Source organism: Yersinia alsatica (genome assembly GCF_902170305.1).
GTDB classification, from domain to species: Bacteria; Pseudomonadota; Gammaproteobacteria; order Enterobacterales; family Enterobacteriaceae; genus Yersinia; species Yersinia alsatica.
Map to the genome: position 1 here is coordinate 167,772 of NZ_CABHWW010000028.1, position 26,503 is coordinate 194,274.

The following is a 26,503-nucleotide window of genomic DNA, read 5'->3' on the forward strand; positions in this document are numbered from 1 at the left end:
CTCCTTAATCTGATTAAATTGCGCTATGCAGCGCCGAATTCAACACGGGTTAATGTGAATATCTATTGGATTAATTTAGCTTTAATCAGACAGGTGAAAAATAGGTAAAAAATTAACTCACTATTACTGAATTAATCATAATCATTTAGCGCTTTGGTGGTATGGAAAACAATTCACTGACCCAGTCAACAAATGCTCTAACTTTAGGTGATAAATAACGCCGGTCTGGATAGAGAACAGAAATTGGTTTGGCTACTGAAGGTATATGAGGAAAAATTTCCACCAGTTTTCCGGCCTGGATATAGGGATCAAGCGAAACTCTCAGGCCTTGTAGAATGCCAATTCCAGCTAATCCGCAGGAGATAAATGCTTCAGAATTATCAACGAGGATGCTGCTTTTTATCCGCCGTGTAACCACCTCTTCTTTATTTAGGAACTTCCAGTCCATGACTTCTTGGCTGGTATTGCTAAAAAAATTAACCGCTTTATGGTTTGCCAGGTCATCAAGTGTCAGCGGTGTACCATATTTTCTTAGATATTCAGGAGAGGCGCAGGTAACCATTTTGGCTTCTCCGACTCGACGACCAATAAAACTTGAATCATTAAGTTCCCCAAGTCGGACCACACAATCGACACCTTCAGCAATTAGATCGACTCTGCGATCTGAGGAGCGCAGCACTATTTCTATATCAGGATATTTATCCTTAAAATCAGGCAATGCAGGAATAATGATTGCTGTGGCAAGGGTAATGGGCATATCAAGCCGAAGACGACCGCGTGGTGGTAACGTCGGGGAAAACGCTGCCATCGTGTCACTAAAATCGTTAATAAGGCGAATACAACGCTGGTAAAACTCTTCACCCTCAGCCGTCATACTCACTTTTCGGGTGGTTCGATGCAGCAGTTTGACGCCCACTTCTCTTTCAAGTTGTTGCATGGTTTTACTGACGGCGGGGCGGTGCAACTGAAGGATATCAGCCGCTCGGGAGAAACTTTCCTGCTCAGCTACTTGAACAAAAATTCTCATCGCCTCCAGCATATTTGTTTTCACTCTATATCGCCCTTATGCTCGGATAGTCACCTAACGTCTAATTATCCATTTATATGCCATTTCGTCACATTCTGAAGTTAATCATCATGCGATTTTTTAATAAAGCCAGTTGAAATTCTTCTCGTGACTTTCCGCGCATCTCTTTTTAAATAAACTTAGCGTACTGACATTAGACTGTAATAGGAATTTTTGTCGCAAGACGTTAAAGTGACACCAAAATATGACTAATCCCGCTAAGCTTTATTAACGTCCTACCCAGACTCATGACCCCGCCGAGAGTAAGGAACAAATGACCATGTCTACACTGAAATTGGTTCGCAACCCGATGACCCTTAATGCGGCGCGAATCCTAAGTACTCGGCTATATTCTCTGACCGCATACGCCATTGTCCTGCTATTGGGCGTGGGTACAGCGATGGCAGCCACTCCACTGCCGGCGGTGACGGTTGCGGTAGTGACCTCCGCGACACCGGATAGCGCGTTGCAATATCTCGGGCGGGTAGAAGCTATTCAGGCGGTGGATGTCACCACCCGAACAGAAGGATTTATTGCCGCCAGATTGTTTACCGAAGGACAAATGGTTACGCAGGGGGAATTGCTGTATGAAATTGACCCCGCGTTACATCAGGCGTCAGTGACTCAGGCGCAGGCACAATTAGACAGTGCAACCGCCAGTGCCAATCATGCTCAGGTGACGCTTACCCGCTTACAGCGCTTGGGCAATAACCGCTCGGTAAGCCAGGCGGAAGTCGATGAAGCGCAGGCGCAGCGGGATATTAGCCGGGCGGCGGTGGCTCAGGCACAAGCAAACCTGCAAATTCAGCAACTGCAACTTAGTTTCACCCGCATCACCGCGCCGATAACCGGACAAATTGGTCACAGTCGCTTTAATGTTGGCAGTCTGATTAATCCCGCCAGTGGCACACTGGTCAGTATTGTGCAGCTTGATCCGATCCGCGTGGCAATTGCAGTTAATGAGCGTGATTACATTACGGCCACCTATCAGTTGTCGGCGACGGGTTCACCAACGGCAGGTTCATCAGCAACCAATTCGGCTACCGCAGAGGGCAATGCATCGCCATTTGGACATTTCACGCCACGCATTCAACTGGCGAATGGTAAGCAATATCCGGAAAGCGGCGTTTTTGAATCTGTTGATAATCAAATCGATAAACAGACCGGTACCGTGACTATTCGCACCCGCTTTGCTAATCCACGGCATCTATTATTACCCGGTGGGGTGGTCAATGTATCGCTGGCGGCAGAAACTGCCAAAGCGGTGACCGCCATCCCTATCGCGGCGTTACAGCAGAATAAGCAGGGCCATTTTGTGCTGGTGGTGACAGATAAGGATCAGGTTGAAGTGCGGCCGGTGACACTGGGCGAGCAATTTGAACAACAATATGAAGTGAAGGATGGGCTGAAGGTCGGTGAGCGCGTCATTGTGTCGGGGCTGCAACATGTCCGGCCCGGAATGACGGTCAGCGCCAGTGTTGCTACACCGCTGACTGCGAACTAAGGGGAAGGCCAGATGCTGCATTTCTTTATCCGTCGTCCCAAGTTTGCCATTGTCATTGCGCTGGTGATCACCATCGTTGGCTGGGTGTCATTGCATGTTATTCCTGTGGAGCAATATCCTGATATCACGCCGCCAGTGGTCTCGGTCAGTGCGGTTTATCCCGGTGCCAGTGCCCGTGATGTGGCGCAAGCCATCGCATCACCGCTAGAGGCACAGGTGAATGGCGTCAGTAATATGCTGTATATGGAGTCCACCAGTGGCAATAACGGCAGCTACCAGCTGAGTATTACTTTTGCCAGCGGCACAGATCCAGATATGGCCGCCGTTGAGGTGCAGAACCGTATTTCTCAGGTGAGTGCTCAACTGCCCGCTGAAGTGAATGAGAATGGTATTTCAGTACGTAAACGGGCGTCTAACTTATTGCTAGGGGTGAGTGTCTTTTCACCGAAGCAGACCCATGATGCGCTGTTTGTCAGTAATTACACCAGCATTCAGCTGCGTGATGCTATTGCGCGTATCAATGGTGTTGGTGATGTGCAGGTCTTTGGTGCGCGCGATTACAGTATGCGGGTGTGGCTGAATCCACAACGTATGGAGTCACTGAATGTCAGCGTGCAAGACATTGTCACTGCATTACAGCAGCAGAACGTGCAAGCCGCTGCCGGGCAGATTGGTTCATCGCCATCGACTGTCGAGCAACAACAAACCCTGACGATCAGTGGGCAGGGGCGGCTGACCGACCCGCAGCAATTCGCCAATGTCATTATCCGCAGCAATCCACAGGGCGGGATGATTCGGCTGGGTGATGTTGCCCGCGTGGCGCTAGGGGCGCAGAACTATCAGGTTAGTGCGGCACAAAACCAGACTGAATCTGCATTTTTAGTGGTTTATCCGGTACCCGGTGCCAATGCTTTAAATGTGGCGAATGGGGTTCGCGATGAAATGGCCCGGTTGTCGGCCTCTTTCCCACCGGATCTGGCTTATGAGATAAACTACGATTCCACTTTGCCGGTGACCGCGACACTGCATGAAATCGCCATCTCCCTGACATTGACCCTGATTGTGGTGTTGGCAGTGGTCTATCTGTTTTTACAAAGTATGCGGGCGACTTTTATTGTCGCGCTTACCATCCCGGTGTCGCTGCTTGGTACCTTTGCCGTGCTGTATGTCTTTGGTTACTCAGCCAATACCCTCAGTTTGTTCGCCATTATTCTCGCACTGACGATCGTGGTGGACGATGCCATTGTGGTGGTGGAAAACGTTGAGCGACTATTGTCGAATGATCCAGACCTAACACCCGCACAAGCCACCAAGCAGGCGATGAGCCAGATTGCCGGGCCTATTATTGCCACTACATTGGTGTTGATGGCGGTATTTGTGCCGATCGCCATTTTGCCGGGCATTGTGGGCGAGCTGTATCGGCAATTTGCCGTCACACTGTCGGCGGCGGTCATTTTATCCAGTATCAATGCGCTGACCCTGAGTCCGGCGCTGTGTGCGGTGTTGCTTAAACGGCGCACTTTATCCAATAGCGGTGTATTTGGTGGTATCAACCGTGGTTTAGACCGCGCGCGTGATGGATATGTCGGATTAACCAGCCGGATTAGCAGCCGCGCGGTGTTTAGCATTGCGGCGCTATTGCTGGTGGGGCTGGCAACCTGGTGGGGTTATACCCGCCTGCCGACCTCATTTTTGCCAGAGGAAGATCAGGGTTATTTCTTTGTCAGTTTACAACTGCCGGATGGCGCTTCTCTGAATCGTACTCAGACAGTTATGGACCAGATGTACCAACAGGTGACGGCCAATGATGCCGTTGAGGACGTGATAAAAATCACTGGCTTCAGTTTGCTCAGTGGCAATAACTCACCCAATGCCGGTTTTGCCATTGTGATGCTCAAACCTTGGGGACAGCGCCCTCATATTGATCGGGTGCTGGCCAGCATCCAAGCCAATTTGGCGACTATTCCCTCGGCGATGATTATGGCGGTCAACCCACCGGCGATTGCTGGTTTGGGGAGTGCTTCCGGTTTTGATTTGCGCATTCAGGCCCTGTTGGGGCAATCACCGCAGGAATTGGCGCAGGTCAGTCAGGGGATTATTTTTGCCGCTAATCAGGACCCTAAACTCAGCCGGGTATTTACCACTTTCAGTGCCTCAGTACCTGAAGTTAATCTGAGTATTGACCGGGATCGCGCCGCCTTGTTACAGGTGCCGGTCAGTCGTATTTTCCAGACCTTGCAAACTTCACTCGGCGGGATGAATGCCGGTGATTTCACCTTGAATAACCGTATGTTCCGGGTGCAATTGCAGAATGATATGGACTTCCGTCAACGCACTGCGCAGATAAATAGTCTGAATGTACGTAGCGATAATGGAGCATTGGTCAGCTTGGCGAACCTTGTCACATTAACGCCGTCGGTTGGCGCTCCCTTTATCAGTAATTTCAATCAGTTCCCTTCCGTTGCCATTAGTGGCTCTGCCGCTGATGGGGCCAGTTCTGGTCAGGCCATGGCGGCGATGGAGACGCTATTGGCGCAGAATTTACCGCAAGGTTACAGCTATAGCTGGAGTGGGATGTCATGGCAGGAGCAGCAAACCGGCGGGCAGGTAGTGTTTATTTATCTGGCGGCACTGGTATTTGCCTATCTGTTTTTGGTGGCCCAGTATGAAAGCTGGAGCATCCCGCTGGTGGTGATTCTTTCGGTGGTATTTGCCGTGGGCGGTGCAGTTGCCGGGCTATCAGCCATGGGCTTTGCCAACGACGTTTACGCGCAAATCGGCTTGGTGTTGCTGATAGGGCTGGCGGCCAAAAATGCGATATTAATTGTCGAGTTTTCCAAAGCCCGACGTGAAGAGGGGGCCAGCATTGCGCAAGCGGCCCAAGATGGGGCCAAGCAGCGTTTTCGCGCAGTCATGATGACGGCGATTTCATTTATTCTCGGCGTGATGCCGCTGGTCTTTGCCAGTGGTGCCGGGGCGATGAGCCGCCAGATAATTGGTATCACGGTATTTGGTGGCATGCTAATGGCCACCGCCGTGGGGATTTTGTTTATTCCAGCGCTCTATTTGCATGTTCAGCGATTGCGGGAATGGACAAAAACGCGAAAATCACCTGCGGATGAAGAGTCGCAAGAGTAAACATCGGCTGACTTATCTGTCACCTCGCCATGGGGTGACAGTGCTGCTGCATCTTCGTGCATTTGCCTCTAAAAAGTGCGCGCAATCTGTGCTTTTCCCTCACTCCGGTACCGTTTTTCATTACATAAAGTGCGGGTATTCCTGCTAATTAGCGGGTGCCTGTAATGTGGTACAAACCTTGCTTGAGCCGTAGACCGTACTATTACTGGCAAATGGCAGGGATAAGGTATGTCACAGGCGAAACAGGCTCCGGAGTTAAAACGTACATTAGGTAGTTTTCAGTTATGGGGTATTGCTGTCGGGTTGGTGATTTCCGGCGAGTATTTTGGCTGGAGTTATGGCTGGGCGCAGGCGGGAACGCTGGGGTTCCTGTTTACCGCGTTGGGCGTGGCGGCCATGTATACGGCGTTTATTTTTAGCTTTACCGAGTTAACCACTTCCATTCCTCATGCCGGGGGGCCATTTGCTTATGCCCACCGCGCTTTTGGCCCTACCGGCGGCTTTATTGCCGGCCTCGCAACATTAATCGAGTTTGTCTTTGCACCACCGGCAATTGCGATGGCAATTGGCGCCTATATTAATGTGCAGTTTCCGGCAATTGACCCTAAATGGGTCGCTGTTGGGGCTTATCTGGTATTTATGTCACTGAATATTCTGGGTGTCAGCATCGCGGCAACATTTGAATTATTAGTGACGGTACTGGCGATTTTTGAATTGTTGGTCTTTATGGGCGTGGTGGCTCCCGGTTTTGAGGCCAGCAACTTTGTTAAAGGTGGCTGGGCGGGGGCAGATACTTTCAGTCTGAGTTCAATGTCAGGTATTTTTGCCGCTATCCCTTTTGCTATTTGGTTCTTTCTGGCCATTGAAGGGGCTTCGATGGCGGCTGAAGAAGCCAAAGATCCGCAACGAACCATTCCGCGCGCCTTTATCTGCGGCATTCTGACCTTAGTGGTGCTGGCGCTCGGTGTGATGGTGTTTGCCGGTGGAGTCGGTGACTGGACGAAGCTCTCCAATATTAATGACCCACTGCCACAGGCCATGAAAATTATTGTCGGCAGTGACAGTGGCTGGTTGCATATGTTGGTCTGGCTGGGGTTATTCGGCCTGATTGCTTCTTTCCATGGCATTATTATGGGCTATTCGCGCCAGATTTTTGCTCTGGCCCGTGCCGGGTATCTACCGAAACCCTTGGCGAAAGTTAATCGGCGTTTCCGTACTCCGCATCTGGCGATTCTGGCCGGTGGTGTGGTGGGGATTGCCGCCATTTTCTCTGACTCGCTTATCGTGATTGGCGGTATGCCACTGACGGCAAATATCGTCACTATGTCAGTGTTTGGTGCCATCGTGATGTATATCACCTCGATGTTGTCGCTATTTAAACTCAGGCAAACTGAGCCACGATTGACTCGCCCGTTCTCGGCGCCTCTCTATCCCTTTGCTCCCGCACTGGCATTGATTCTTGCGGTGGTCTGTTTGGTGGCAATGATCTATTACAACCCGCTATTGGCGCTGATATTCGCTGGAATGATGTTGGTCGGTTATATTTACTTCCGTCTGACCCATCGTTCGCGCGCAGCCGCTGCATTCGATCCACAGCTTAGTGGTGCCGAATGACATGGCGAGAGTGACCTCATTATATTCAGGCTGCTTCGGCGGCCTGCTGAACTAAGGGACGCGTTATGTACCAGACAACATTGAGCCATCGTCGCTATCACTTCAGTGATTTACGCGATTTAATGGCGAAAGCTTCCCCCGCGCGCTCGGGGGATTATCTGGCAGGTGTTGCAGCAGATAGCGCTGAAGAGCGCATGGCGGCTCGCATGGCACTGGCCGATTTGCCGTTAAAAACCTTTTTACAGCAAATGCTAATCCCCTATGAGCAGGATGAAGTCACTCGACTGATTATTGACACGCACTCCCCACTGGCTTTTTCCCCCATAGCGCACCTGACGGTTGGTGACTTTCGTGATTGGCTGCTCAGCGAGCAAACAGACACAGTGATACTGGCGCAAGTGAGTGCGGGTATCACCCCGGAAATGGCGGCGGCGGTGAGTAAAATCATGCGCAATCAGGATTTGATTCTGGTGGCGAAGAAATGCAGTGTGATTACCCGATTTCGCAACACGATTGGCCTTCCTGGTCATTTAAGTGTGCGGTTGCAACCTAATCATCCCACCGACAGTTTGCAGGGGATTGCGGCCAGTATGCTTGATGGGCTGCTGTATGGCAGCGGCGATGCGGTGATTGGCATCAATCCGGCCAGTGACAGTTTGCCGCTGTTGGAAAAGCTAAATTACATGCTGGACGATGTCATCAGCCGCTTTGAGATCCCAACCCAATCTTGCGTACTGACCCATATTACTAACACCCTTAAATTGATTGAACGTGGTGCGCCGGTTGATCTGGTCTTTCAATCTATTGCGGGCAGCGAAGCCGCTAATGCCGGTTTTGGCATCAATCTCGCCTTAATTGAAGAAGCACAACTTGCGGCTCTGAGCCTTAAACGTGGCACGGTGGGCAACAATGTGATGTATTTCGAAACTGGGCAAGGCAGCTGTCTTTCAGGTAATGCCCATTTTGGTGTGGATCAGCAAACCTGTGAAGCCCGAGCCTATGCCATTGCGCGCCGGTTTTCTCCATTATTGACCAATACCGTGGTCGGTTTTATCGGGCCGGAATATCTCTATGATGGCAAACAGATTATCCGTGCCGGTTTAGAAGACCATTTTTGCGGCAAACTGCTGGGTGTTCCGCTAGGTTGTGATGTCTGCTACACCAATCACGCCGAAGCGGATCAGGATGACATGGATACCTTACTGACCTTGCTAGGAACGGCCGGATTAACCTTTATGATGGGCATCCCGGGTGCCGATGATATTATGCTGAATTATCAAAGCACATCGTTTCATGATGCTTTGTATATTCGCCAACTGCTCGGCTTGAAACATGCCCCTGAGTTTGGCCTGTGGCTGGAGAAAATGAATATTATGGATGCCAGTGGGCGCTTACGTGATACCGCGATGAATCATCCATTACTGGCTCAGTTACCGCAGTTGGAGGTCTCTCGATGAGTGCTGATAATGACCTGTTGCATCCTAATCCGTGGCAGGCCTTACGCCAGTTTACCGCGGCCCGTATTGCCCTTGGCCGTACAGGGGCAAGTTTACCGACCCACGAGTTACTAAAATTTGGTTTAGCTCATGCACAAGCACGCGACGCGGTACATCAGCCCTTTATCAGTGAAGATCTTGCCAGTCAGTTGGCTGATTTAGGATTAACCTCCATCACGGTGAACAGTGCTGCGCCGGAGCGTTCCACTTATTTACGCCGCCCGGATCTGGGGCGGAAATTGTCGCCACAAAGTCGTGAGCAACTGTGCGCATGGCCTGATAAGCAAGCCGATGTTTTGTTGGTGATTGGCGATGGCTTATCGTCCAAAGCGGTACATCGTCAGGCAATCCCTCTGGTCGCGGCCCTACTGCCATATTTACAGACATTAGGTTTATCACTCGCTCCGGTGGTATTGGCTCACCAGTCCAGAGTGGCGTTGGGTGATGATGCGGGGGAATGCTTGCAGGCCAAGGCGGTGGTCATTTTGATTGGTGAAAGGCCGGGGCTCTCTTCTCCAGATAGTTTAGGGATTTATATGACTTGGGGGCCGAATACCCAGCGCCTGGAGTCTGAGCGCAACTGTATTTCCAATATCCGACCAGAAGGGCTGGATTATCCTCAGGCGGCTTTTAAGCTGGCATGGCTGTTAGAGCAATCTTTCCAGCGCCGTTTATCCGGGGTGCAGCTTAAGGATGAGAGTGATAACCCAGCATTACACGGGTGTGTAAGCCCCACTTATGTTACTGAAACCGACAGTAGCATGTCGCGCTGATTTCCCTTATATAAATGGCGGTTAAAACTCCTGTTGCCAGCCTTTTGCTGCTATCAAACATGCATTTTTGATAATATTACGTTAATCTATCTAATGATTGCAGGCTGAGCCATCCTACAAATCCCTCGTTTTACAACTATTCTTATAAATATCTCACGAAATTTTAATTTCTAACGGTATTGCTGCGCGTCATCATTTTCATGCTTTATGCAGTGGAGCTATTAAGAACATAAGGAAGAAAAAATGGGACTACGAAGAAAAAACGTTAAACCTATGCAAATCAATGACATTACGATAATTGATGATACTAAACTGAAGAAGGCTATTACCGCTGCGGCGCTAGGCAACGCCATGGAGTGGTTCGACTTTGGGGTGTATGGTTTTGTCGCATTTGCACTGGGCCAGGTATTTTTCCCCGGTGCCGATCCCGGTATTCAGATGATCGCTGCATTGGCGACCTTTTCCGTTCCTTTTCTGGTTCGGCCTCTGGGTGGCTTATTCTTTGGGGCACTGGGTGATAAATATGGACGACAGAAAGTCCTATCCGTCACCATTATTATTATGTCGGTCAGTACCTTCTGTATTGGCTTGATCCCTTCTTATGCCTCGATTGGTATTTGGGCACCTATCTTACTGTTATTGGCAAAATTGGCGCAGGGCTTCTCTGTCGGGGGCGAATATACTGGTGCGGCAATTTTTGTTGCTGAGTATTCACCGGATAGAAAACGTGGCTTCCTTGGCAGTTGGCTGGATTTTGGCTCCATTGCCGGTTTTGTGCTTGGTGCTGGGGTGGTGGTACTGATTTCCAGTATTGTGGGCGAGGCCAGCTTCCTTGAGTGGGGGTGGCGTATTCCGTTCTTTGTTGCTGCTCCATTGGGCCTAATCGGGATTTATCTGCGTCATGCGCTTGAAGAAACCCCCACTTTTCAACAGCATGTGGACAAGATGGACAGTGATTCGCGCCATAGCATTGCCCAGCCGCCTAAGGTCTCTTTCCGCGAAATTTTAACCAAACAGTGGAAGAACCTGACTATCTGTGTCGGCATGGTGATTGCCACTAATGTCACTTATTACATGCTGCTGACTTACATGCCAAGCTATCTGTCACATAGCCTGCATTATTCTGAAGATCACGGTGTATTAATCATTATTGCCATCATGCTGGGTATGTTATTTGTCCAGCCAGTGATGGGGTTAATGAGCGACAGATTTGGCCGTAAACCTTTTGTTATTTGCGGCAGTATCGGCTTGTTTATTCTCGCCATTCCTAGCTTTATTCTGATTAACAGCGGCATTATTGGTTTGATATTTTGTGGTTTATTGATCCTGGCGATTTTACTTAACTGCTTTACCGGTGTGGCGGCGTCGATATTACCGGCGATGTTCCCAACTCATATTCGCTACAGTGCGCTAGCCATTGCTTTTAATATCTCGGTGCTGATCGCCGGCCTGACACCGACAGCGGCGGCATGGCTGGTAGAAACCACTCAAAATCTGTTTATGCCCGCTTATTACTTGATGGTCGTGGCAGTGATTGGCCTAGTGACGGGCGTATTTATGAAAGAAACGGCCAATAAGCCACTGAAAGGGGCGACGCCTGCGGCTTCAGACCGGGCAGAAGCCAAAGAGATATTGCAGGAGCACCATGACAATATTGAACAGAATATTGAGGATATCGATCAGCAAATTGCCGAGCTTGAGAAAAAGAGAAAGAACTTGATTGCACAGCACCCTGATATTAATTAAGGCGTACTGTGGGCCATATCACGGTTTCGATTTGATTTAGATCAAGAAAAACCAAATATATACAATGGTTTACCTTTCTATTCAAATCTCTCTTTGACCCTCCCCTACGGGGAGGGTTTACATTTATCCTTCTCATTGGCATTGCTGCCAACTGGCCACCCAATGACGTTGGGTAAAAATTTTTGACAGGAAACCATGACCGTGAAAAAGACATTTGCTTCGACTGCCCGACTGGCCATTGTTGCTTTAGCCGCAGTGACTTTCAGCCATTTTGCCTTGGCACAATCCACTGCCGCCGCAGAAACAGAGTTTCTAACGCAGCATGGTTTAGCTGGGAAAACCACTGAGCAGATGATCGAGACTATTGATCAATCCAAGCAACCACGCCCTTTGCCCTATTCAGCTTCAGTCACTGGGAGTGAATTGAAATTATCTGATGGGCAGCAGCAGTATTCTTTCCCGCTAGGTGATAAGTTTTATCTCTCTTTTGCCCCTTATATAAACCAAACCCACCCCTGCTTTAATCACAGTTTATCGGGTTGCCGTGGCGAGCTGGCAAATACCACATTCGATGTAAAGATTACTGATAACACCGGCAAAGTAATCATGCAGGATAAGCTCACCAGCTATCAAAATGGTTTCGTCGGAGTTTGGTTACCACGTAATACCGAAGGGACGATTGAAGTCAGTTACCAAGGCCTTAAAGCGCTATCACCTTTTGCCACGCAAGCGGAAAGTCAAACCTGCATGACGACATTGCAACTGAAAAAATAAGCCGTAGAATTTGTGTTAACTTGAACGGGGATTGCACATAAATAGCGGGGGTTGGCAGTGATCAGAAAAAAGGTGGTTATCGTCATTGATATGCAAAACGGTGTTTTTGCTCATCCCCGCTTTGATCGTACAGGTCGAGTCGCGCGTATTAATCAGCTGATAGACCATGCTGATCAGGTTATTTTTATTCAGCATATCGAAGGTGAAATGGCTGAAGGCAGTGAATTGTGGCAAATATTACCGCAACTGCACCGCCCAGAAAGTGCAATTTCAGTTAATAAAACTGCCTGTGACTCGTTTTATCGCACGCCGCTCGAGAGTGTTATTACCCAACTGGGAACGACCCATCTGACAATCTGTGGTTGTGCTACAGATTACTGCGTTGATACCACTGTCAAAATTGCTGCCAGCAAAGGTTATGCCCTGACCATCGCAGCAGATGCTCATACCACGGCGAATCGGCAGCATGTCACCGCTGAGCAGCTTATCGCCCAACATAATGAAGTTTGGTCAGAACTGAGCATTCCGGGCAATAGCATCGCCGTCAAATCCACAGCGCAAATTCTTGCCGATTGGGCAGTGTAACATTTGGGTTTATATTTCGAATTTATGACATTCTTAGTTTATTAATCTCACTTTTTATTACTTCTCAATTTTAAATCCACATTCATATCTAGGATGTGGATTTTAATATTGCACTGATTTCTATTTACTACGAAATTAAATTGACGCTTTCTGTTTTTTGTTATAAAAAATTGAATATAAAAATATTATATTATTCATTAAGTTAGTGAAGCATTTTTGTTTGTCGGGTTTATTCGTTTTCCATCCCGTTAGTTATTTTTCCCCACGGCATATCACCACTCTATCTATCGCGACAGGGAGTCACGTGTATTTCCTGTCCGTTTTGGCTATGGCCTCTTTAAAGGGAAAGGACAGGATATGTCAGCAGTTGAACCGCAGGAAAACCGACAAACCGGGATACTTAACACCATTGAGCGCATCGGCAATGCAATGCCCGATATCACCATGCTTTTTATCTATGCTTTGGGAGTGTGCTGGGCGCTCTCCTTTGCATTGTCCTTTATCAATTTTGATTATTATCACCCATTGACCGGTGACCAAATCAAAGTGACCAATATGTTGGCACCGGTTGAACTGGTGACCTTTATTACCACCATGGTCAAAAACTTTATTAACTTCCCACCACTGGCGATCACCATTGTTGCCACTCTGGGGATTGGTATTGCTGAAGGCAGTGGCTTTATTCAGGTGATGCTGAAGAAGATGCTAAATGTCACGCCACAGCGCATTCTGACCCCGGCGGTTATCTTCATTGGTGTGGTTAGTCATGTTGCCTCCGATTCGGCTTACGTCATCTTAATGCCAGTATCAGCCATGATGTTTTATGCCAGCGGCCGCCATCCACTCGCCGGTATTGCGGCCGCATTTGCCGGGTTGGCCGGTGGATTCTCTGCCAGTTACACCCCGTCGATTATCGACCCCATCATGCAGGGATTCACTCAGGGTGCAGCACATATTATTGACCCGAGTTATAACGTCAATGTGCTGTGCAACTACTTCCTCAGTTTTGGCAGCACCTTTGCAGTTATTTTGGTGTGCTGGTTTATTACCGAGAAAATCGTTGAACCGCGCTTGGTTAAATCGATGCCATTGAATGACGATCTCAGTGTGCTGCACAACAGTGATGAGCTACAAAAAGTCACGCCGCAACAGAGTAAAGCGTTCAAAAAGGCCGGTTTGACCATGTTATTGATGCTAATTGGTCTGGCGGCGGCACTGTACCCGGAGAACTCATTATTGCGTTCGCCAGAGGGCAGCCTAACTCGCCCTGATGCGCCAATTATGCAGGCGATTGTGCCACTGCTATTCTTTATGTTTGCTATTCCCGGCCTGATTTATGGCTTCAGTTCTGGCACTTTTAAAAGCACCAAAGACGTCACCAGCAGCATGGAGAATATTACCAAGTCATTGGTCTCGTTTTTAGTATTCAGCTTCTTTTGTGCGCAGTTCTTATATTCATTTAGCCATTCTAATATTGGTACCTTGCTGGCAATTTCAGGGGCTGATTTCTTACGGACTCTGGCGATGCCTGCTGGCTTCACGATTATGGGGGTGATTTTACTGTCCTGTGCGCTGGACATCATCATTACTTCAGCTTCATCAAAATGGTCGATTTTGGCGCCGGTATTGGTGCCGATGCTGATGGCTGTTGGCATTTCGCCGGAACTGACTCAAGCCAGTTTCCGTGTCAGTTCCACGGTGAATATCTCGACACCAATGTTTGCTTTCTATCCATTGATCATCATGTATTGCCGCCAGTATTGCTCTAAAACCGGGGTCGGAACACTCTGCGCCATGATGCTGCCTTATACCCTCGGGCTGACCATTGTGCTGACCCTGATGCTCTATTTGTTCTGGGGATTAGGCATTCCGCTAGGGTTCCAGAGTGGGTATACCTATCCGGCAGGTAATTAATACCTTGGGTATTTGGTGCTGTAGCGGTGCTGGCCATCGGGCTACCACGCCAATCACTTTGGGGCTAGTTTCTAAAAAGAATTCATAAGGAAGAAAAAATGACAATCGCACTCTCAGAACAACTGACGCAACGCTTTTTCCGCTATTTGGCGGTGAGTAGCCAGAGTGATGCGGCCTCGACCACCCTGCCGAGCACCGCCGGGCAGCATAAAATGGCGCAAATGCTAGCCGAAGATCTGCACCAATTGGGGCTGGCAGATATCGTCATTGATCAACATGCAACGGTCACCGCGCGTAAACCCGGCACCCAACCTACAGCGCCACGCATTGGTTTTATCACCCACATTGATACTGTTGATGTTGGTTTGTCGCCAGATATCCACCCGCAGCGGCTGCGTTTTACCGGTAGTGATTTGTGCCTAAATGCGCAGCAGGGTATTTATCTGCGCACCGCTGAACACCCAGAAATCCTGCGTTATCAGGGTGAAGAGATTATTTTTAGTGATGGAACCAGTGTGTTGGGGGCCGATAATAAAGCGGCGGTGACGGTGGTGATGACATTGCTGGAAAACCTCAGTGCAGATGATCAACACGGCGATATCCTGGTGGCGTTTGTCCCGGATGAGGAAATTGGCTTGCGCGGTGCCAAGGCACTGGATCTCGCGCGCTTTGATGTCGATTTTGCTTACACCATCGATTGCTGTGAACTGGGCGAAGTGGTGTATGAGAACTTCAATGCCGCTGCGGCTGAGATTGATATTGTCGGGGTGACGGCGCATCCCATGTCTGCCAAAAATGTGCTGATCAATCCCATCCGTGTTGCTTATGACATTATCAGCGAGTTTGACCCGCAACAGACACCAGAGCACACCGAAGGGCGGGAAGGCTATGTCTGGTTCACCGATATGGTGGCGAATCCCAACCAAGCCAAGCTTAAAATTGCGATTCGCGATTTTGATAATGTTTCATTTGCAGCCCGTAAAGCCTCAATTGGCGAGGCGGTAGCCAAGATCTCGGCACAATATCCACGGGCGAAAATAACCTATTCAGTGACGGATGTTTACAGCAATATCAGTAACTCGATTGGTGAAGATAAGCGGGCCATTGAGCTGATTTTCTCTGCGATGGCACAGTTGGGTATTGAGCCTAAGGTGATTCCGATGCGCGGCGGTACTGATGGTGCGGCGTTATCCACTCAGGGCTTGCTGACACCGAATTACTTCACTGGGGCGCATAACTTCCATTCGCCATTTGAATTCTTGCCTATCAGCTCCTTTGTAAAATCGTATGAATTGACGCGGGCGATCTGTTTGTCAGCGGCGAAATAATCTATCAGGGGAGGGCATTACGCTCTCCCCATATCGACTTAATCCAATGCTTCTTCCTGCACTTCCAACACATGATAAGCAGTTGAACAGAATAGTGAATTCAAGCGTTTCATATCACCCAACAGCCCCATATGCAGGCTGCTGGTTTCAATGCTCTGAACGTTTTGCTGATGCAAGCGTTCGACGTGAGCATGAGAATAACGGCGGTTTAGCAAACGGAAACGATGCTTGGCACGACGTAGGCGCTTGGCGTTATTGATATCACGGGATAAAAATACCGACATACCTAAATCCAGATTGGTCACTAGCCGGGCATGCAGGGTATTTAGCTCCTCAAATCCTTCGGCTGAAAATGGCTTGCGTGCATTAAGTGACTTAGCGGCGACATCCGACGTCATGCGGCCAATAATATCGCCTGCCTGTTGGAGGTTAACTGCGGTATCAATAATCTCAGCCCAGCGCCGCGAGTCAATTTCACCTAATTCATCTTGCTGAATTTGCGCTAAATACAGCTTAATGGCGCTGTACAGCATATCGACTTCATCTTCCAGCAAGCTGACTTCATGTTTTTGCTGCTTATTGCCTTCCAGCACTTCTTTAAAGCGCAATAGCATTTGCTCCAGCACATCCCCCATGCGCAGGGTTTCGCGCACGGCATTGGCTAATGCCAGTGATGGGGTATCAATTGCCGTAATATCAAGGTAGCGCGGTGCTGCGGGCGGGACGACGCTGCTATCATCACTGACTAACCGGCTACAGATGCGCGCCATCACTTCAACCAATGGCAGCATCAGCAAACAGCGCAGCAGGTTATAGAAAACATGGAAGTAAATGACCACTTCGGCTGCCGGTAAATTATGCCCGAACAACCACTTCCCTAACACGTTGATCCAGGGAATAACCAAAATACAACCGATAATTTTAAACAGTAAGCTCCCCAGCACCACTTGCCGGGAAACAGCATTCTGCCCACGGCTGCTGATCAGCGCCAGAAAACCACTGCCCAGATTTGACCCAACCACAATGCAAAGGGCGATATTCAGTGGGACTAAACCGGTGGCGGCAAGCGTGGCGGTCAGTAACACCGCAGCCAGACTGGAATAGCTGATCATGGCGAATAGCGCACCAATCAACAGAGCCAGAATGGTATCCCCGGTCAGAGAGGAGAAAATGGCCTGGACGGCAGTAGCCTGAGTGATTGGCCCGGCGGCTGTTACAATCAATTGCAGCGCCAGAATAATCAAGCCAAGGCCGATACACACCCGACCCATCTGCCCGATACGCGCTTTACGTTGCCCGAGGAAGACAATTACCCCGCCGAGAATCAGTAAGGGTGACAGCCAGGAGAGATCAAAGGTGAGCACCCGCGCCATCAGCGCAGTCCCGACATCAGCCCCGAGCATAATTACCAGTGCCGGTGATAAGGAAATCAGCCCCTGCGATACAAACGAGATAACCAGCAGCGCCGTGGCATTACTGCTCTGCACCAGTGCAGTAACACCAATCCCAGCAACAAACGCGGTCGGTTTTTTCTGGATGCTGGCACTCAGCACCCGGCGCAAATCGGCACCATAAACCCGCATAATACCTGTGCGGACGATGTGTGTTCCCCACACCAGTAGGGCAACGGAAGAAAGCAGATGAAGCAGTGTCAGCATGTGAGTTTGGGAATCCCCTTATTATTTAAAGGTACAGTGTCGGAGGCTGCCCACCGACCTGTACCTGGAAATCTAGTGGGTATAATGACTCAGCGATTGATAGATGGTAGCCAAGAGTTTTTTATTATCAACCGTTTGCAATATTTTTACTGGTTTCCCCTGTGGTGCCGGGATACCAATATCTAAACGTAGATTCTCCGGGCTAAAACGCAAGGTCATTCCGCGAGTCAATGCCCCTTCGAGTGCGACATCGATATAATCGCGGGTGGTGGTCACGATGCTTTTATCCAGTAACCAGGCGACCACCAATGCATCATGAACCCAGCAGCCCGGGAGTTGGCGGGTTTGCATCGAGTAACTGATCCACGGGCGGAGAGTCTCGACCAGATAACGGCTCAGTGGTGAGTCAATCAGGGCAATCTTATCTAAATCCTGATGCACCATTTGCGTCTGGGTCGTGATATCCAAAGGGGCCAGCGTAATGTTGGCTCCGCTGGTCAGTACCACATGGGCGGCTTCGGGATCGATCCCAAAATTAGTGTCTTTAAGATAGCCATCGACATTAAATACCCCACCCATGATAGCAATTTCTGCCACCGATGACGCCAGTTGTGGATAAAGTTGCATTGCATGGGCGATATTGGTCAGTGGACCAATCGCCACCAAGGTTATCTCCCCGGGGTTATTACAGATTAATTCACCTATAGCATGGGCCGCTAATGGTGCGCTGGAGGGGACGATTTGTGGTTGCGGAGTCTGTCGCCAAAGTGCAGTTAATCCGCTTCTGGCGGCGCTATTATCCAACTTATCGCGCCAGAGTGCGGCCGGTTCAACCAATGCCTGTGAAGCGCCCCGAACGATTGGGATGGTTAATCCCAGACGGGTCAGCAAATCATGGGCAACAGAGAATCCAACTTCGCTTGGGGTATTACCCGCCACGATAGTGATAAGTTCTAACTCAATTTCCGGTGCAGCGATGGCCAGTGCTAAGGCAAGTCCATCATCGACATTGGCGCCGGGTACGCCATTTCCTGGGTCACAATCAATAATTAAACGCATATTTTTATCTTTTTATAATGAAAAAACTCTTTTACTGGTGGGGCAGCCGCAGGACTCACCGAGTTGTAGCGAAAAATCGAATTCGCGAATAGTCGGAGCACCATTCCAGTTTTTCAGCATCTCAATAGCGGTTTTCGCCATTAAATCCACCGGTTGGCGTACTGTCGTCAGTGACGGTACGTTATATTCGGATTCAATTGTGCCGTTAAAACAGATCAGTGCTAAGTCCTTTGGGGCAGTCAGGTTGTGCTCGGCCATCGCCCGCAAACAACCAAACGCCTGTAATTCATTGGTCGCAAATAGAGCCTGTGGTAATGGCCCAGCTAGCATTTGTTGCGCCGCCTGATAACCACCAGGGCGGGTATAAGTGGTAGAGAAAATCCACTCGTTGCGTACTGTCAGTCCGGCTTGTTGCAAAGCATCGCGCCAACCATTCACCCTATCTTGAGTATTAAGCATATCCAGCGGACCGCAAATAATGGCAATTTCACGATAGCCATGCTCAATCAGATGCTGGGTTGCCTGAAATGCCGCTGCGCGCTCATCCACACGGATGGCACAGATTTGTTGTGCAGGATCGACTCTATCCAGCATGACAAACGGCGTACCGGTAGCTTGAATTAAGTCAATGTAAGGATGGCGATCGACGCTGGTATACAGCAAGCCATCAACCTGACGATGCAGCAAATTATTGATGAGTTCGAGTTCACGCTGACGAGAATCACCGGCATCACCCAGCAGTAACACCTGCCCGTTGGCAAAAGCTTCACGTTGCAGGGCATGAGCCATTGAAGAAATGAATGGGTTGGAGATATTGGGTACGACCAAACCATAAGTTTTAGTCGTACCGCGTGCTAATGCTCTGGCAATCTCATTGGGCCGATAACCGGTTTTCTTGATGGCATCAAGCACTCGCTGTTTGGTGGCTTCTGCCACCGGACGCGGCCCATTATTGATGACGTAACTCACCACCGCCACCGAAGTACCTGCTTCTCGCGCAACATCTGAACGCGTAATACGATGAGATTGAGGCTTTACCAAAGTTACCTACTTTTCTGTATTAAATCGCATCTTCTGGCAAGTTTAGGTCACGTCCGCGTGTTTCAGGAGCAAAAAATGTTGTGACAAAGCCAATCCCGGCCATCACAGCAAAGTAGAGGGCTATTGGCCACCAATGGCCAGTCAATGTCAGCATTGCCGCGGCAACCAGTGGTGCAGTACCGCCTGACAAAATTGACCCTAACTCTTTTGCCACAGCCATTTTGGTATAACGGTTAGTCACACCAAACAGCTCGACACCCCATGCAGCTTGCACGCCGAAGATCCCCAGTGATGCCAGACCCATGCCGATAATTATAGTTCCCATTACAATAATAGGTTCACGGGTTTCTAGCAGCATAAATGCAGGGAAAGCATAGATAATTAACAGTAAACAGAACCAGCGGTAGGTAATACGGCGGCCAAAGCGGTCTGACAGATAGCCTGCTAACGGAATAATCAGGAAGCCCAAGCAAGAGGCGATAAACACCGCCATAGTTGGCACCGATTTGTCGACCATCAGCACTTTGGCAACATAACCAATCATAAAGCCTTGAGCCAGATAGGATGGGCCGTTCTCGCCGATACGTAAGCCAACCATAATCCAGAATGATTTGCTGCGTTGCCAGAAAGTGCGGTTATCCACTTCTGTCATATGCTCACGACCGAGAGCCAGAGCTTCTTGGCGCTGTTGCTCCAGCACTAATTTTTGGCGCTCAAATACTGGGCTTTCACGCATATGACGGCGAATAAACAGTGCGGCACCGGCGATTAAAATGCTGGAAAGGAACGGAATACGCCAGCCCCAATCGAGCAGGGTTTGTTTATCCATTTGCAGCACCAACAACCATACCAGTGCCGCTAATAACGTACCGCTGTTAGAACCCAACGCAATAATTGAGGAGACCAGACCACGTCTTTTCGCCGGAGCATATTCTCCGAGCATTACCGCGCCACCTGACAACTCAGCGCCAGCTCCCAGCCCTTGCATAAAGCGCAAGAAGGCCAGACAGGCCGGTGCCCACAAGCCGATAGAGGCGTAGCTTGGGATCAAGCCAATCATGGTCGTGGATGCGCCCATCAAGGTGATGGTGGTAATCATCACCACTTTACGGCCCTTACGATCGCCTAATCTGCCAAACAATAGCGCACCAATAGGGCGAGCAATAAAGCCGACAGAGTAAGTGGCGAAACTGGATAATAATGCGATCGCCGGTGTTGCTTCAGGGAAGAAGACATCACCAAATATTATGCCAGCGGCTAAGCCATAGAGTGCAAAGTCTGCATACTCCATGGCGGTGCCAAGCCAGCACGAAAAGGTTGCGCGCCAAAAATCTTTACGACCTTCGGGCGTAGCCAAGCGCTCTTCTGCAGCCATGCTCTCTGATGGAGCATTGTCTGCCGCCGAGCTATTTAGTGAAGTCATTAAAAAAGTTCCCCTGGTGTTGAAGCATCATATTCACGCATCAATATGTTCACAGATTAATGTCTGCCTGTTTATTCGCCTTTCACCCGGTTGTTAGGATAATCAACCAAAGGGTGCTGAGCAGTAAAACATTAGCCACTTTAATCTTGTTCCGTGCTTTAAGTGTATCTACCCGCGTAGATAGGTCAAACTAATTATTAAATCTTTAGAGATTGTTCACGAAACTGTCACATAATTGCTTGGTATTTGCACGAAATATGCGGGCTAACCGAGTAAAGCCCGCAAAATATCAGTTGATAGCAGGGGAGGGAGTCGACAATTTTTAGCCGTGATGAGTATTCAGCATAAGAATAATCGGCTTACCCGGCGACTCGTAACCAGGCAAACAGTATGGCTACTACAATCACAATAACGGCGGTTGCAATGACCAGCCGCTCAGCAAATAAACGACGCATTGGTATGCTCCTTAGGCAAAACTGTAGCGCTCAGAATGGTATTTCGACATCGGAACCCCGATCTCAGCCAGCGCTTTTTCAATCGCATCCATCATGATATTTGGGCCACAGATAAAATACTCATGACTGGCATAAGGAGGAGGCAAGTAGCGCTTGAAGACCTCGGCATTAATGAACCCTTTTTCGCCAGTCCAGTCTGATGATGGATTGGATAATACGTGCACCACTTTCAAATTCAGCCGTGATTGTAAGGCTTCTAATTCCTCACGAAACGTAATTGATTCCCAATCTTTACTGCCATAAAGCAGTAGGGCGGGGCGCTGGTCGCCGCTGTCCGCGAGGGTACGCAACATACTCATCATCGGGGTTATCCCAACCCCGCCGGCGACTAAAACATGCATATCTGCCGGATTACCCAAGGTGAACGCGCCATAAGGGCCATCCAGATAGACTCGTTGACCGACCGGTATTTTAGCAATATTACGGGTGAAATCGCCCAAGTTGCGGATCGACATTTCGACGCGCCCATCACTTACTGCCGCACTGGATGAGAAGGAAAAAGGATGCCCAGTAATGTTAAACGGGCCGCCCCAAACGGTCAGCCAGCCAAATTGACCCGGAGTAAAACGAAAGCCTGCATGGCCCTCAGGTGCCATAACCAATGTGGTGGTGTCCCCGCGTTCTTCACGCACATCGACCACTCGATAAGGGCGGCGCAGAATAAAGAGCGGCTTGACGATCCGCACATAGAGCAGCAACCCAAACCAAAACAGAATCAGGCCAATCCACAGCGTTTTTTTCAGTGGATCGTCGAGGTAAAAGCCCCAACCAACCATATGAGCTATCCCGGCGATTACTGCAACGACAGCCAGAATAATGTGAGATAAATGCCAGATTTCATAACGGATTTTCAATTGCACTCGCCACAATGCGGTAATGACTAAAGCAATCAGTGAATAGGTTGAGAGTGCTGCAAAACGGGCGCGCCATGGGGCTTCGAAGGAGTTGAGTAATGCCAGTAACTCAGGGCGAACAACAAACAGGATGATTGGATGCGCAATGACTAATCCAACGGCAATAAGCGAAATACGCCGATGGAAGTGATAAATAATATCTTCCCCCCACGGCTCGGTGACATAGCGAAAGCGCGCCGTCAGACCAAATTGTAGCCCCATGATTGCTAATCCAGCATAACCGAGAGCTATAGAAAGCTCAGTCCAGAAATCTCGGGCGGGGGGCAATGTACCGGTCAATAAAGCCAATAATGGGGCTAAAATAAAAAACAGGTATACCGCAATCCAAACAGTACTGCGCCAAGCATAAGTCGACATGTTTTCACGCCAAAATAATAAATCACATGGTTATAAGTATACTAAGTGAAAGAAAGGATAACCATTTATTAACATTGGCCTAATAATCTCTGCCATAGCTTTCATGCAGAGATTATTATTTGGTTAAATGACTTTAATTGCCAGATAATCGAATGTGTAGCTCAGTTTTTACGATATAAATATGATTAATCGCGTTAGTCGATAATAATGACTTCAGTCAAATTCTCCATTTTTTTAAGCTCATCCTCAGGAATTCCAGCGTCAGTAATAAAATAGTCAATATCAGACCAATCACAGAATTGGAATAAACCGGAGCTACTAAATTTGGTGCCATCACTCACAACTACTCTTAACCTGGCACTTTTAACCATCGCTGATTTGATTTCAGCTTCTTCGTAGGATGCGGTACAAGGCCCATTACGATGCTTAAGGCCATCAGTACCCAAAAAAACGATATCGGCATTAATTGATTGAAAGGCACTGACTCCCCACATCCCAACCATGGCCAAGCTACTTGGTCTGAAACGCCCCCCAACCAGAAAGATATCGTTATCAGTTCCACTGAGAGGCTGAACAATATTTATCGCATTGGAGATAATAGTTAATCGACTTTTCATGACCAATGCTTTCGCCACACATTGGACTGTGCTCCCAGTATCAAGAATGACCACCCCTTTTTCAGGAATCAACTGGACCGCCACTTGCGCTATTTTATCTTTAATATCAAGGTGCTCTGTGTTTTTTCTGGCTAGCGGTTGCTCAATGGCCAGAATATTACCAGAGGCGATCGCCCCACCATGGCCTTTAGTGGCAATGCCCTTTTTATCAAGATATATCAAATCCTTGCGAATGGTTTCAGTAGAAACACCAAACATATCCGCAATCTTCCCAACCTTAACGCTACCCTCGGAAATTAAAATTTGCGCTAATTTATTTCGTCGTTCAATCGTCAAAGAGTTAGCCATGATAACTACCTTTTAAAAATCCATTAAAAATATATTTTTCAATAAATTAAAGTTAAAAAATGAAAATTTATTCCGTTATAAATTGGTTATTCAAAGGACCAAATACTCATCCTGAAATGTGCGAGTACTCTACCTCAAGGTGCCCCAATCTTATAGATATTGCGAAAAAAATTGTGATTGAACTCTGGTTTTACAACTAATCAGCTTGATTAGTGACCTCTTAGTTACGATTATTGCGATTGAGGTTGCGATAATTTGGAAAATGGTTGTGAATTGGTGGGTAAATTGATTGTGATATGTTGGGTTGTAGGCGGAATCATACAATTACCTTAATCAATAAAGATAAGATTGCGATGCAACGATAGATAGAGCGATATATTGGTTATGAAGCGTAATTTTATCGTCGAGCACTATTTGACAGGCTAAAGGGGCAAAAATGGACGGTATTCTCAATATAGAAAGTATCTTGCTAGGGGCTTCATTCCTGCATAAATCCGATGCCATCCGCAAAGCGGGGGAGATATTGCAGTCATCTGGATATGTGACTGAAAAATATATTGAACTCATGCTTAAAAGAGAAGCAATGACCTCCACTTTCATGGGCAATAATCTGGCTATCCCGCACGGGGTTGATGGCTCTGAAAGTGAAATAATCCGTTCAGGCATCTCAGTTATCCAAATACCTGAAGGCGTCAGTTTTGGTGATGGGGCGGTTGCCTATGTAGTGATAGGCATTGCCGGTAAAGATGGGAGCCATCTCGATATTTTGAACCAGATAGCTATTGCTTGCATGGAAGAAGAGAACATCGAAAAAATCCGCTACGCAAAAAGTAGGCAAGAAATATTAGATGTGCTTGGCCTTTAGCGAGTTGTTTATTTATCAATGGAATTAACCAATGCTAACGTGATGAGATTTTAAAATGAAAGAAAACAAGCTGGTTGCAGATTTCATAATAAATAATCCTAATGGATTACATGCACGTCCAGGGGCATTTCTGGTTGCAGCTTTAAAACCATTTAAAAGTGAAGTGAAAATAACCAATACCAACCGAGACTCAAAAATAGTCAATGCAAAGAGTCTATTAAGCCTGATGGCTCTGGGTGTTAAAAAAGGGCATAACATTCGAGTATTTATTCAAGGTGATGATGCGCAAGAAACATTAGATACTTTACAGAGTGCAATTTTAAATGGCTTGGGTGAGTCAGTATAAAAATGAATAAGTTAACTTTAAGCCATTAATTATAATCTCTTATTTTAGTGCTATATAAGTCATTAATATCGCCATTCTTAAGCTTTTATGTAGTTAAAAATTTTAATTTAATAAGAAAGGAATAGAGAAATGAGAAGCAAAATCATACTTGCACCCTCAATTATGTGTGCAGACTTATTAAATCTGGAAAATTCAGTTAAAGAGCTGGAAAGCATCGGGATTGATGCGCTCCATATAGACATTATTGACGGTGCTTTTAGCCCAAGCATGCCATTGGGTCTTGATACAGTTAAACGATTGAGAGAAAAGACAGATCTGGATTTTGATGTACATATTATGTCAAAGAATAATGATTGGTTTGTCGAACAACTTCTTGATATTGGTGTGCAGCAAATTTCTTTTCATATTGAAACGACCCTCCATGCTGACCGGCTGGTCAATATGATTAAAAACCGAGGGGTTAAAGCCAGTCTCGCGTTGAATCCAGCAACCCCATTATCTTGTTTGCAGTATTTACTACCTCAACTTGATAACGTTCTGCTTATGCTTATTAATCCCGGTTTTGCGGGAGATAAAAGTGAGAAACAGGCAATTTATTCAGAGAGCAAAGTGCGCGACTTAGCCAAGTTAATTGATGAGTTGCAAGGAAGTACCGGAATTCAAGTTGATGGGCGAGTTTCGCTGGCCTCTATTCCGGGATTGATTCAATCAGGTGCCAACAATTTAGTCTTGGGAAGTACCAGTCTTTATATTCCAGGGAAAACATTATCTGAAAACAAAGTCTCACTGGACCATGCCGTACAACAAGGCTTGTTAACTCTGTAAAGCATTTGGTAAATGACAGCGAGGTTTTAATCATGGACTACAGCGACGCAAGAGTAAAAATTGTCAGCGAATTGGACAAAACACTCAATAGTATTTCTCCTGACAGCATCATGGCGCTGGTCGATAAAATCGAAAAAGCTGACAAAGTTTTCTTTGTCGGGGTTGGCCGGGTTTTGCTTTCTCTGGAAGCGATTGCCAAGCGCTTGGCACATCTGGGCGTGAAAACCTATGTGGTCGGGCAAATAACTGAACCGGCCATTACTGCGGATGACTTGTTGATTGTTGGCTCTGGCAGTGGTGAAAGTATGTTTCCTTTGGGCATTGCGAAAAAAGCTAAAAGCTTTAATGCAACAGTGGCTCATATAGGTTCTAACCCGAATAGCTCAATGGGGGCATTCAGCGATATTTTTATCAGAATACCGGTTCAGACAAAATTAAATCTTCCCGGTGAGATTCCATCAGTACAGCCAATGACAAGTCTATTTGAGCAATCACTGCTTATTCTTGGCGATACGATTGCTTTAATGATGGTGGAAGAAAAGAAAATAGAATTGCATAGCTTATGGAAATTACATGCAAATCTTGAATAGGAGATAG

The 26,503-nt window shown here is 47.9% G+C and carries 21 protein-coding genes; 14 read left to right on the forward strand and 7 right to left on the reverse strand.

Annotated features, from left to right (window positions below; genetic code table 11):
- Positions 1–145 precede the first annotated feature (145 nt).
- Complete coding sequence (locus FTA96_RS17925; RefSeq protein WP_216594547.1) at positions 146–1,051, reverse strand: LysR family transcriptional regulator; 906 nt, start codon at positions 1,049–1,051, stop codon at positions 146–148.
- Between the two features lie 295 nt (positions 1,052–1,346).
- On the opposite strand from FTA96_RS17925, the gene FTA96_RS17930 reads away from it, so the two are divergent.
- The 10 genes from FTA96_RS17930 to pepT all read left to right on the forward strand — a co-directional run bounded on the left by FTA96_RS17930 (position 1,347) and on the right by pepT (position 15,938).
- Positions 1,347–2,570, forward strand: coding sequence for an efflux RND transporter periplasmic adaptor subunit (locus tag FTA96_RS17930; RefSeq protein WP_072077438.1), 1,224 nt, complete (start codon positions 1,347–1,349; stop codon positions 2,568–2,570).
- A gap of 12 nt (positions 2,571–2,582) precedes the next feature.
- On the forward strand, positions 2,583–5,708 hold the full coding sequence (locus FTA96_RS17935; protein WP_050145353.1) for an efflux RND transporter permease subunit: 3,126 nt from the start codon (positions 2,583–2,585) through the stop codon (positions 5,706–5,708).
- 228 nt (positions 5,709–5,936) lie between these two features.
- Complete coding sequence (eat, locus tag FTA96_RS17940) at positions 5,937–7,322, forward strand: ethanolamine permease (protein ID WP_050108474.1); 1,386 nt, start codon at positions 5,937–5,939, stop codon at positions 7,320–7,322.
- A 65-nt stretch (positions 7,323–7,387) separates the two neighbouring features.
- Positions 7,388–8,779, forward strand: coding sequence for an ethanolamine ammonia-lyase subunit EutB (locus FTA96_RS17945; protein ID WP_050134317.1), 1,392 nt, complete (start codon positions 7,388–7,390; stop codon positions 8,777–8,779).
- Complete coding sequence (gene eutC, locus FTA96_RS17950) at positions 8,776–9,591, forward strand: ethanolamine ammonia-lyase subunit EutC (RefSeq protein WP_145574472.1); 816 nt, start codon at positions 8,776–8,778, stop codon at positions 9,589–9,591. Before FTA96_RS17945 ends, eutC begins: the two co-directional genes overlap by 4 nt.
- Before the next feature lie 243 nt (positions 9,592–9,834).
- Positions 9,835–11,337 carry a glycine betaine/L-proline transporter ProP gene (gene proP / locus FTA96_RS17955; RefSeq protein WP_050108470.1) on the forward strand — a complete coding sequence of 501 codons (1,503 nt, stop codon included), beginning with the start codon at positions 9,835–9,837 and terminating at the stop codon, positions 11,335–11,337.
- 201 nt (positions 11,338–11,538) lie between these two features.
- On the forward strand, positions 11,539–12,111 hold the full coding sequence (gene cueP / locus FTA96_RS17960; RefSeq protein ID WP_050108717.1) for a copper-binding periplasmic metallochaperone CueP: 573 nt from the start codon (positions 11,539–11,541) through the stop codon (positions 12,109–12,111).
- A gap of 57 nt (positions 12,112–12,168) precedes the next feature.
- A complete protein-coding gene (locus FTA96_RS17965) occupies positions 12,169–12,696 on the forward strand; it encodes an isochorismatase family protein (protein ID WP_072077440.1) in 528 nt (175 codons plus the stop codon).
- Between the two features lie 357 nt (positions 12,697–13,053).
- Positions 13,054–14,610 carry an AbgT family transporter gene (locus FTA96_RS17970; RefSeq protein ID WP_050108468.1) on the forward strand — a complete coding sequence of 519 codons (1,557 nt, stop codon included), beginning with the start codon at positions 13,054–13,056 and terminating at the stop codon, positions 14,608–14,610.
- Positions 14,611–14,708: 98 nt separating this feature from the next.
- On the forward strand, positions 14,709–15,938 hold the full coding sequence (pepT, locus tag FTA96_RS17975; protein WP_050123564.1) for a peptidase T: 1,230 nt from the start codon (positions 14,709–14,711) through the stop codon (positions 15,936–15,938).
- A gap of 38 nt (positions 15,939–15,976) precedes the next feature.
- On the opposite strand, the gene FTA96_RS17980 is transcribed toward pepT, so the two are convergent.
- The 6 genes from FTA96_RS17980 to FTA96_RS18005 form a co-directional block, all read right to left on the reverse strand.
- Positions 15,977–17,596: a Na/Pi cotransporter family protein gene (locus FTA96_RS17980; protein ID WP_050108465.1), complete on the reverse strand. Its 1,620-nt coding sequence runs from the start codon at positions 17,594–17,596 to the stop codon at positions 15,977–15,979.
- Positions 17,597–17,668: 72 nt separating this feature from the next.
- Entirely contained in the window at positions 17,669–18,655 is a 987-nt protein-coding gene (locus tag FTA96_RS17985; protein ID WP_145574474.1) for a nucleoside hydrolase, read from the reverse strand.
- 12 nt (positions 18,656–18,667) lie between these two features.
- Positions 18,668–19,672 carry a LacI family DNA-binding transcriptional regulator gene (locus FTA96_RS17990; RefSeq protein WP_172665419.1) on the reverse strand — a complete coding sequence of 335 codons (1,005 nt, stop codon included), beginning with the start codon at positions 19,670–19,672 and terminating at the stop codon, positions 18,668–18,670.
- A 43-nt stretch (positions 19,673–19,715) separates the two neighbouring features.
- Complete coding sequence (locus FTA96_RS17995; protein ID WP_050123565.1) at positions 19,716–21,119, reverse strand: MFS transporter; 1,404 nt, start codon at positions 21,117–21,119, stop codon at positions 19,716–19,718.
- 466 nt (positions 21,120–21,585) lie between these two features.
- The gene (locus tag FTA96_RS18000) at positions 21,586–22,905 is read right to left on the reverse strand and encodes a ferredoxin reductase family protein (protein WP_145574476.1); all 1,320 of its coding nucleotides are present in this window, start codon (positions 22,903–22,905) and stop codon (positions 21,586–21,588) included.
- Positions 22,906–23,099: 194 nt separating this feature from the next.
- Positions 23,100–23,870, reverse strand: coding sequence for a DeoR/GlpR family DNA-binding transcription regulator (locus FTA96_RS18005; RefSeq protein ID WP_050108454.1), 771 nt, complete (start codon positions 23,868–23,870; stop codon positions 23,100–23,102).
- A gap of 436 nt (positions 23,871–24,306) precedes the next feature.
- On the opposite strand from FTA96_RS18005, the gene FTA96_RS18010 reads away from it, so the two are divergent.
- The 4 genes from FTA96_RS18010 to hxlB all read left to right on the forward strand — a co-directional run bounded on the left by FTA96_RS18010 (position 24,307) and on the right by hxlB (position 26,496).
- Positions 24,307–24,735 carry a PTS sugar transporter subunit IIA gene (locus FTA96_RS18010; RefSeq protein ID WP_050108452.1) on the forward strand — a complete coding sequence of 143 codons (429 nt, stop codon included), beginning with the start codon at positions 24,307–24,309 and terminating at the stop codon, positions 24,733–24,735.
- A gap of 55 nt (positions 24,736–24,790) precedes the next feature.
- Positions 24,791–25,081, forward strand: a complete 291-nt coding sequence (locus FTA96_RS18015) for an HPr family phosphocarrier protein (RefSeq protein WP_145574478.1) — start codon at positions 24,791–24,793, stop codon at positions 25,079–25,081.
- A gap of 129 nt (positions 25,082–25,210) precedes the next feature.
- Entirely contained in the window at positions 25,211–25,906 is a 696-nt protein-coding gene (locus tag FTA96_RS18020) for a ribulose-phosphate 3-epimerase (protein WP_050108449.1), read from the forward strand.
- 32 nt (positions 25,907–25,938) lie between these two features.
- Entirely contained in the window at positions 25,939–26,496 is a 558-nt protein-coding gene (gene hxlB, locus FTA96_RS18025) for a 6-phospho-3-hexuloisomerase (RefSeq protein ID WP_050123567.1), read from the forward strand.
- The last annotated feature ends 7 nt before the right edge of the window (positions 26,497–26,503 follow it).

Bases quoted from the DNA above. Each gene is read 5' to 3' on its own strand.
- FTA96_RS17985 (WP_145574474.1), bottom strand. From the start codon at position 18,655: ATGCGTTTAATTATTGATTGTGACCCAGGAAATGGCGTACCCGGCGCC.
- FTA96_RS18005 (WP_050108454.1), bottom strand. From the start codon at position 23,870: ATGGCTAACTCTTTGACGATTGAACGACGAAATAAATTAGCGCAAATT.
- FTA96_RS18000 (WP_145574476.1), bottom strand. From the start codon at position 22,905: ATGTCGACTTATGCTTGGCGCAGTACTGTTTGGATTGCGGTATACCTG.
- eat (WP_050108474.1), top strand. From the start codon at position 5,937: ATGTCACAGGCGAAACAGGCTCCGGAGTTAAAACGTACATTAGGTAGT.
- eutC (WP_145574472.1), top strand. From the start codon at position 8,776: ATGAGTGCTGATAATGACCTGTTGCATCCTAATCCGTGGCAGGCCTTA.
- FTA96_RS18010 (WP_050108452.1), top strand. From the start codon at position 24,307: ATGGACGGTATTCTCAATATAGAAAGTATCTTGCTAGGGGCTTCATTC.
- hxlB (WP_050123567.1), top strand. From the start codon at position 25,939: ATGGACTACAGCGACGCAAGAGTAAAAATTGTCAGCGAATTGGACAAA.
- FTA96_RS18020 (WP_050108449.1), top strand. From the start codon at position 25,211: ATGAGAAGCAAAATCATACTTGCACCCTCAATTATGTGTGCAGACTTA.
- FTA96_RS17970 (WP_050108468.1), top strand. From the start codon at position 13,054: ATGTCAGCAGTTGAACCGCAGGAAAACCGACAAACCGGGATACTTAAC.
- FTA96_RS17930 (WP_072077438.1), top strand. From the start codon at position 1,347: ATGTCTACACTGAAATTGGTTCGCAACCCGATGACCCTTAATGCGGCG.
- FTA96_RS18015 (WP_145574478.1), top strand. From the start codon at position 24,791: ATGAAAGAAAACAAGCTGGTTGCAGATTTCATAATAAATAATCCTAAT.
- pepT (WP_050123564.1), top strand. From the start codon at position 14,709: ATGACAATCGCACTCTCAGAACAACTGACGCAACGCTTTTTCCGCTAT.
- FTA96_RS17935 (WP_050145353.1), top strand. From the start codon at position 2,583: ATGCTGCATTTCTTTATCCGTCGTCCCAAGTTTGCCATTGTCATTGCG.
- FTA96_RS17945 (WP_050134317.1), top strand. From the start codon at position 7,388: ATGTACCAGACAACATTGAGCCATCGTCGCTATCACTTCAGTGATTTA.
- proP (WP_050108470.1), top strand. From the start codon at position 9,835: ATGGGACTACGAAGAAAAAACGTTAAACCTATGCAAATCAATGACATT.
- FTA96_RS17995 (WP_050123565.1), bottom strand. From the start codon at position 21,119: ATGACTTCACTAAATAGCTCGGCGGCAGACAATGCTCCATCAGAGAGC.
- FTA96_RS17980 (WP_050108465.1), bottom strand. From the start codon at position 17,596: ATGCTGACACTGCTTCATCTGCTTTCTTCCGTTGCCCTACTGGTGTGG.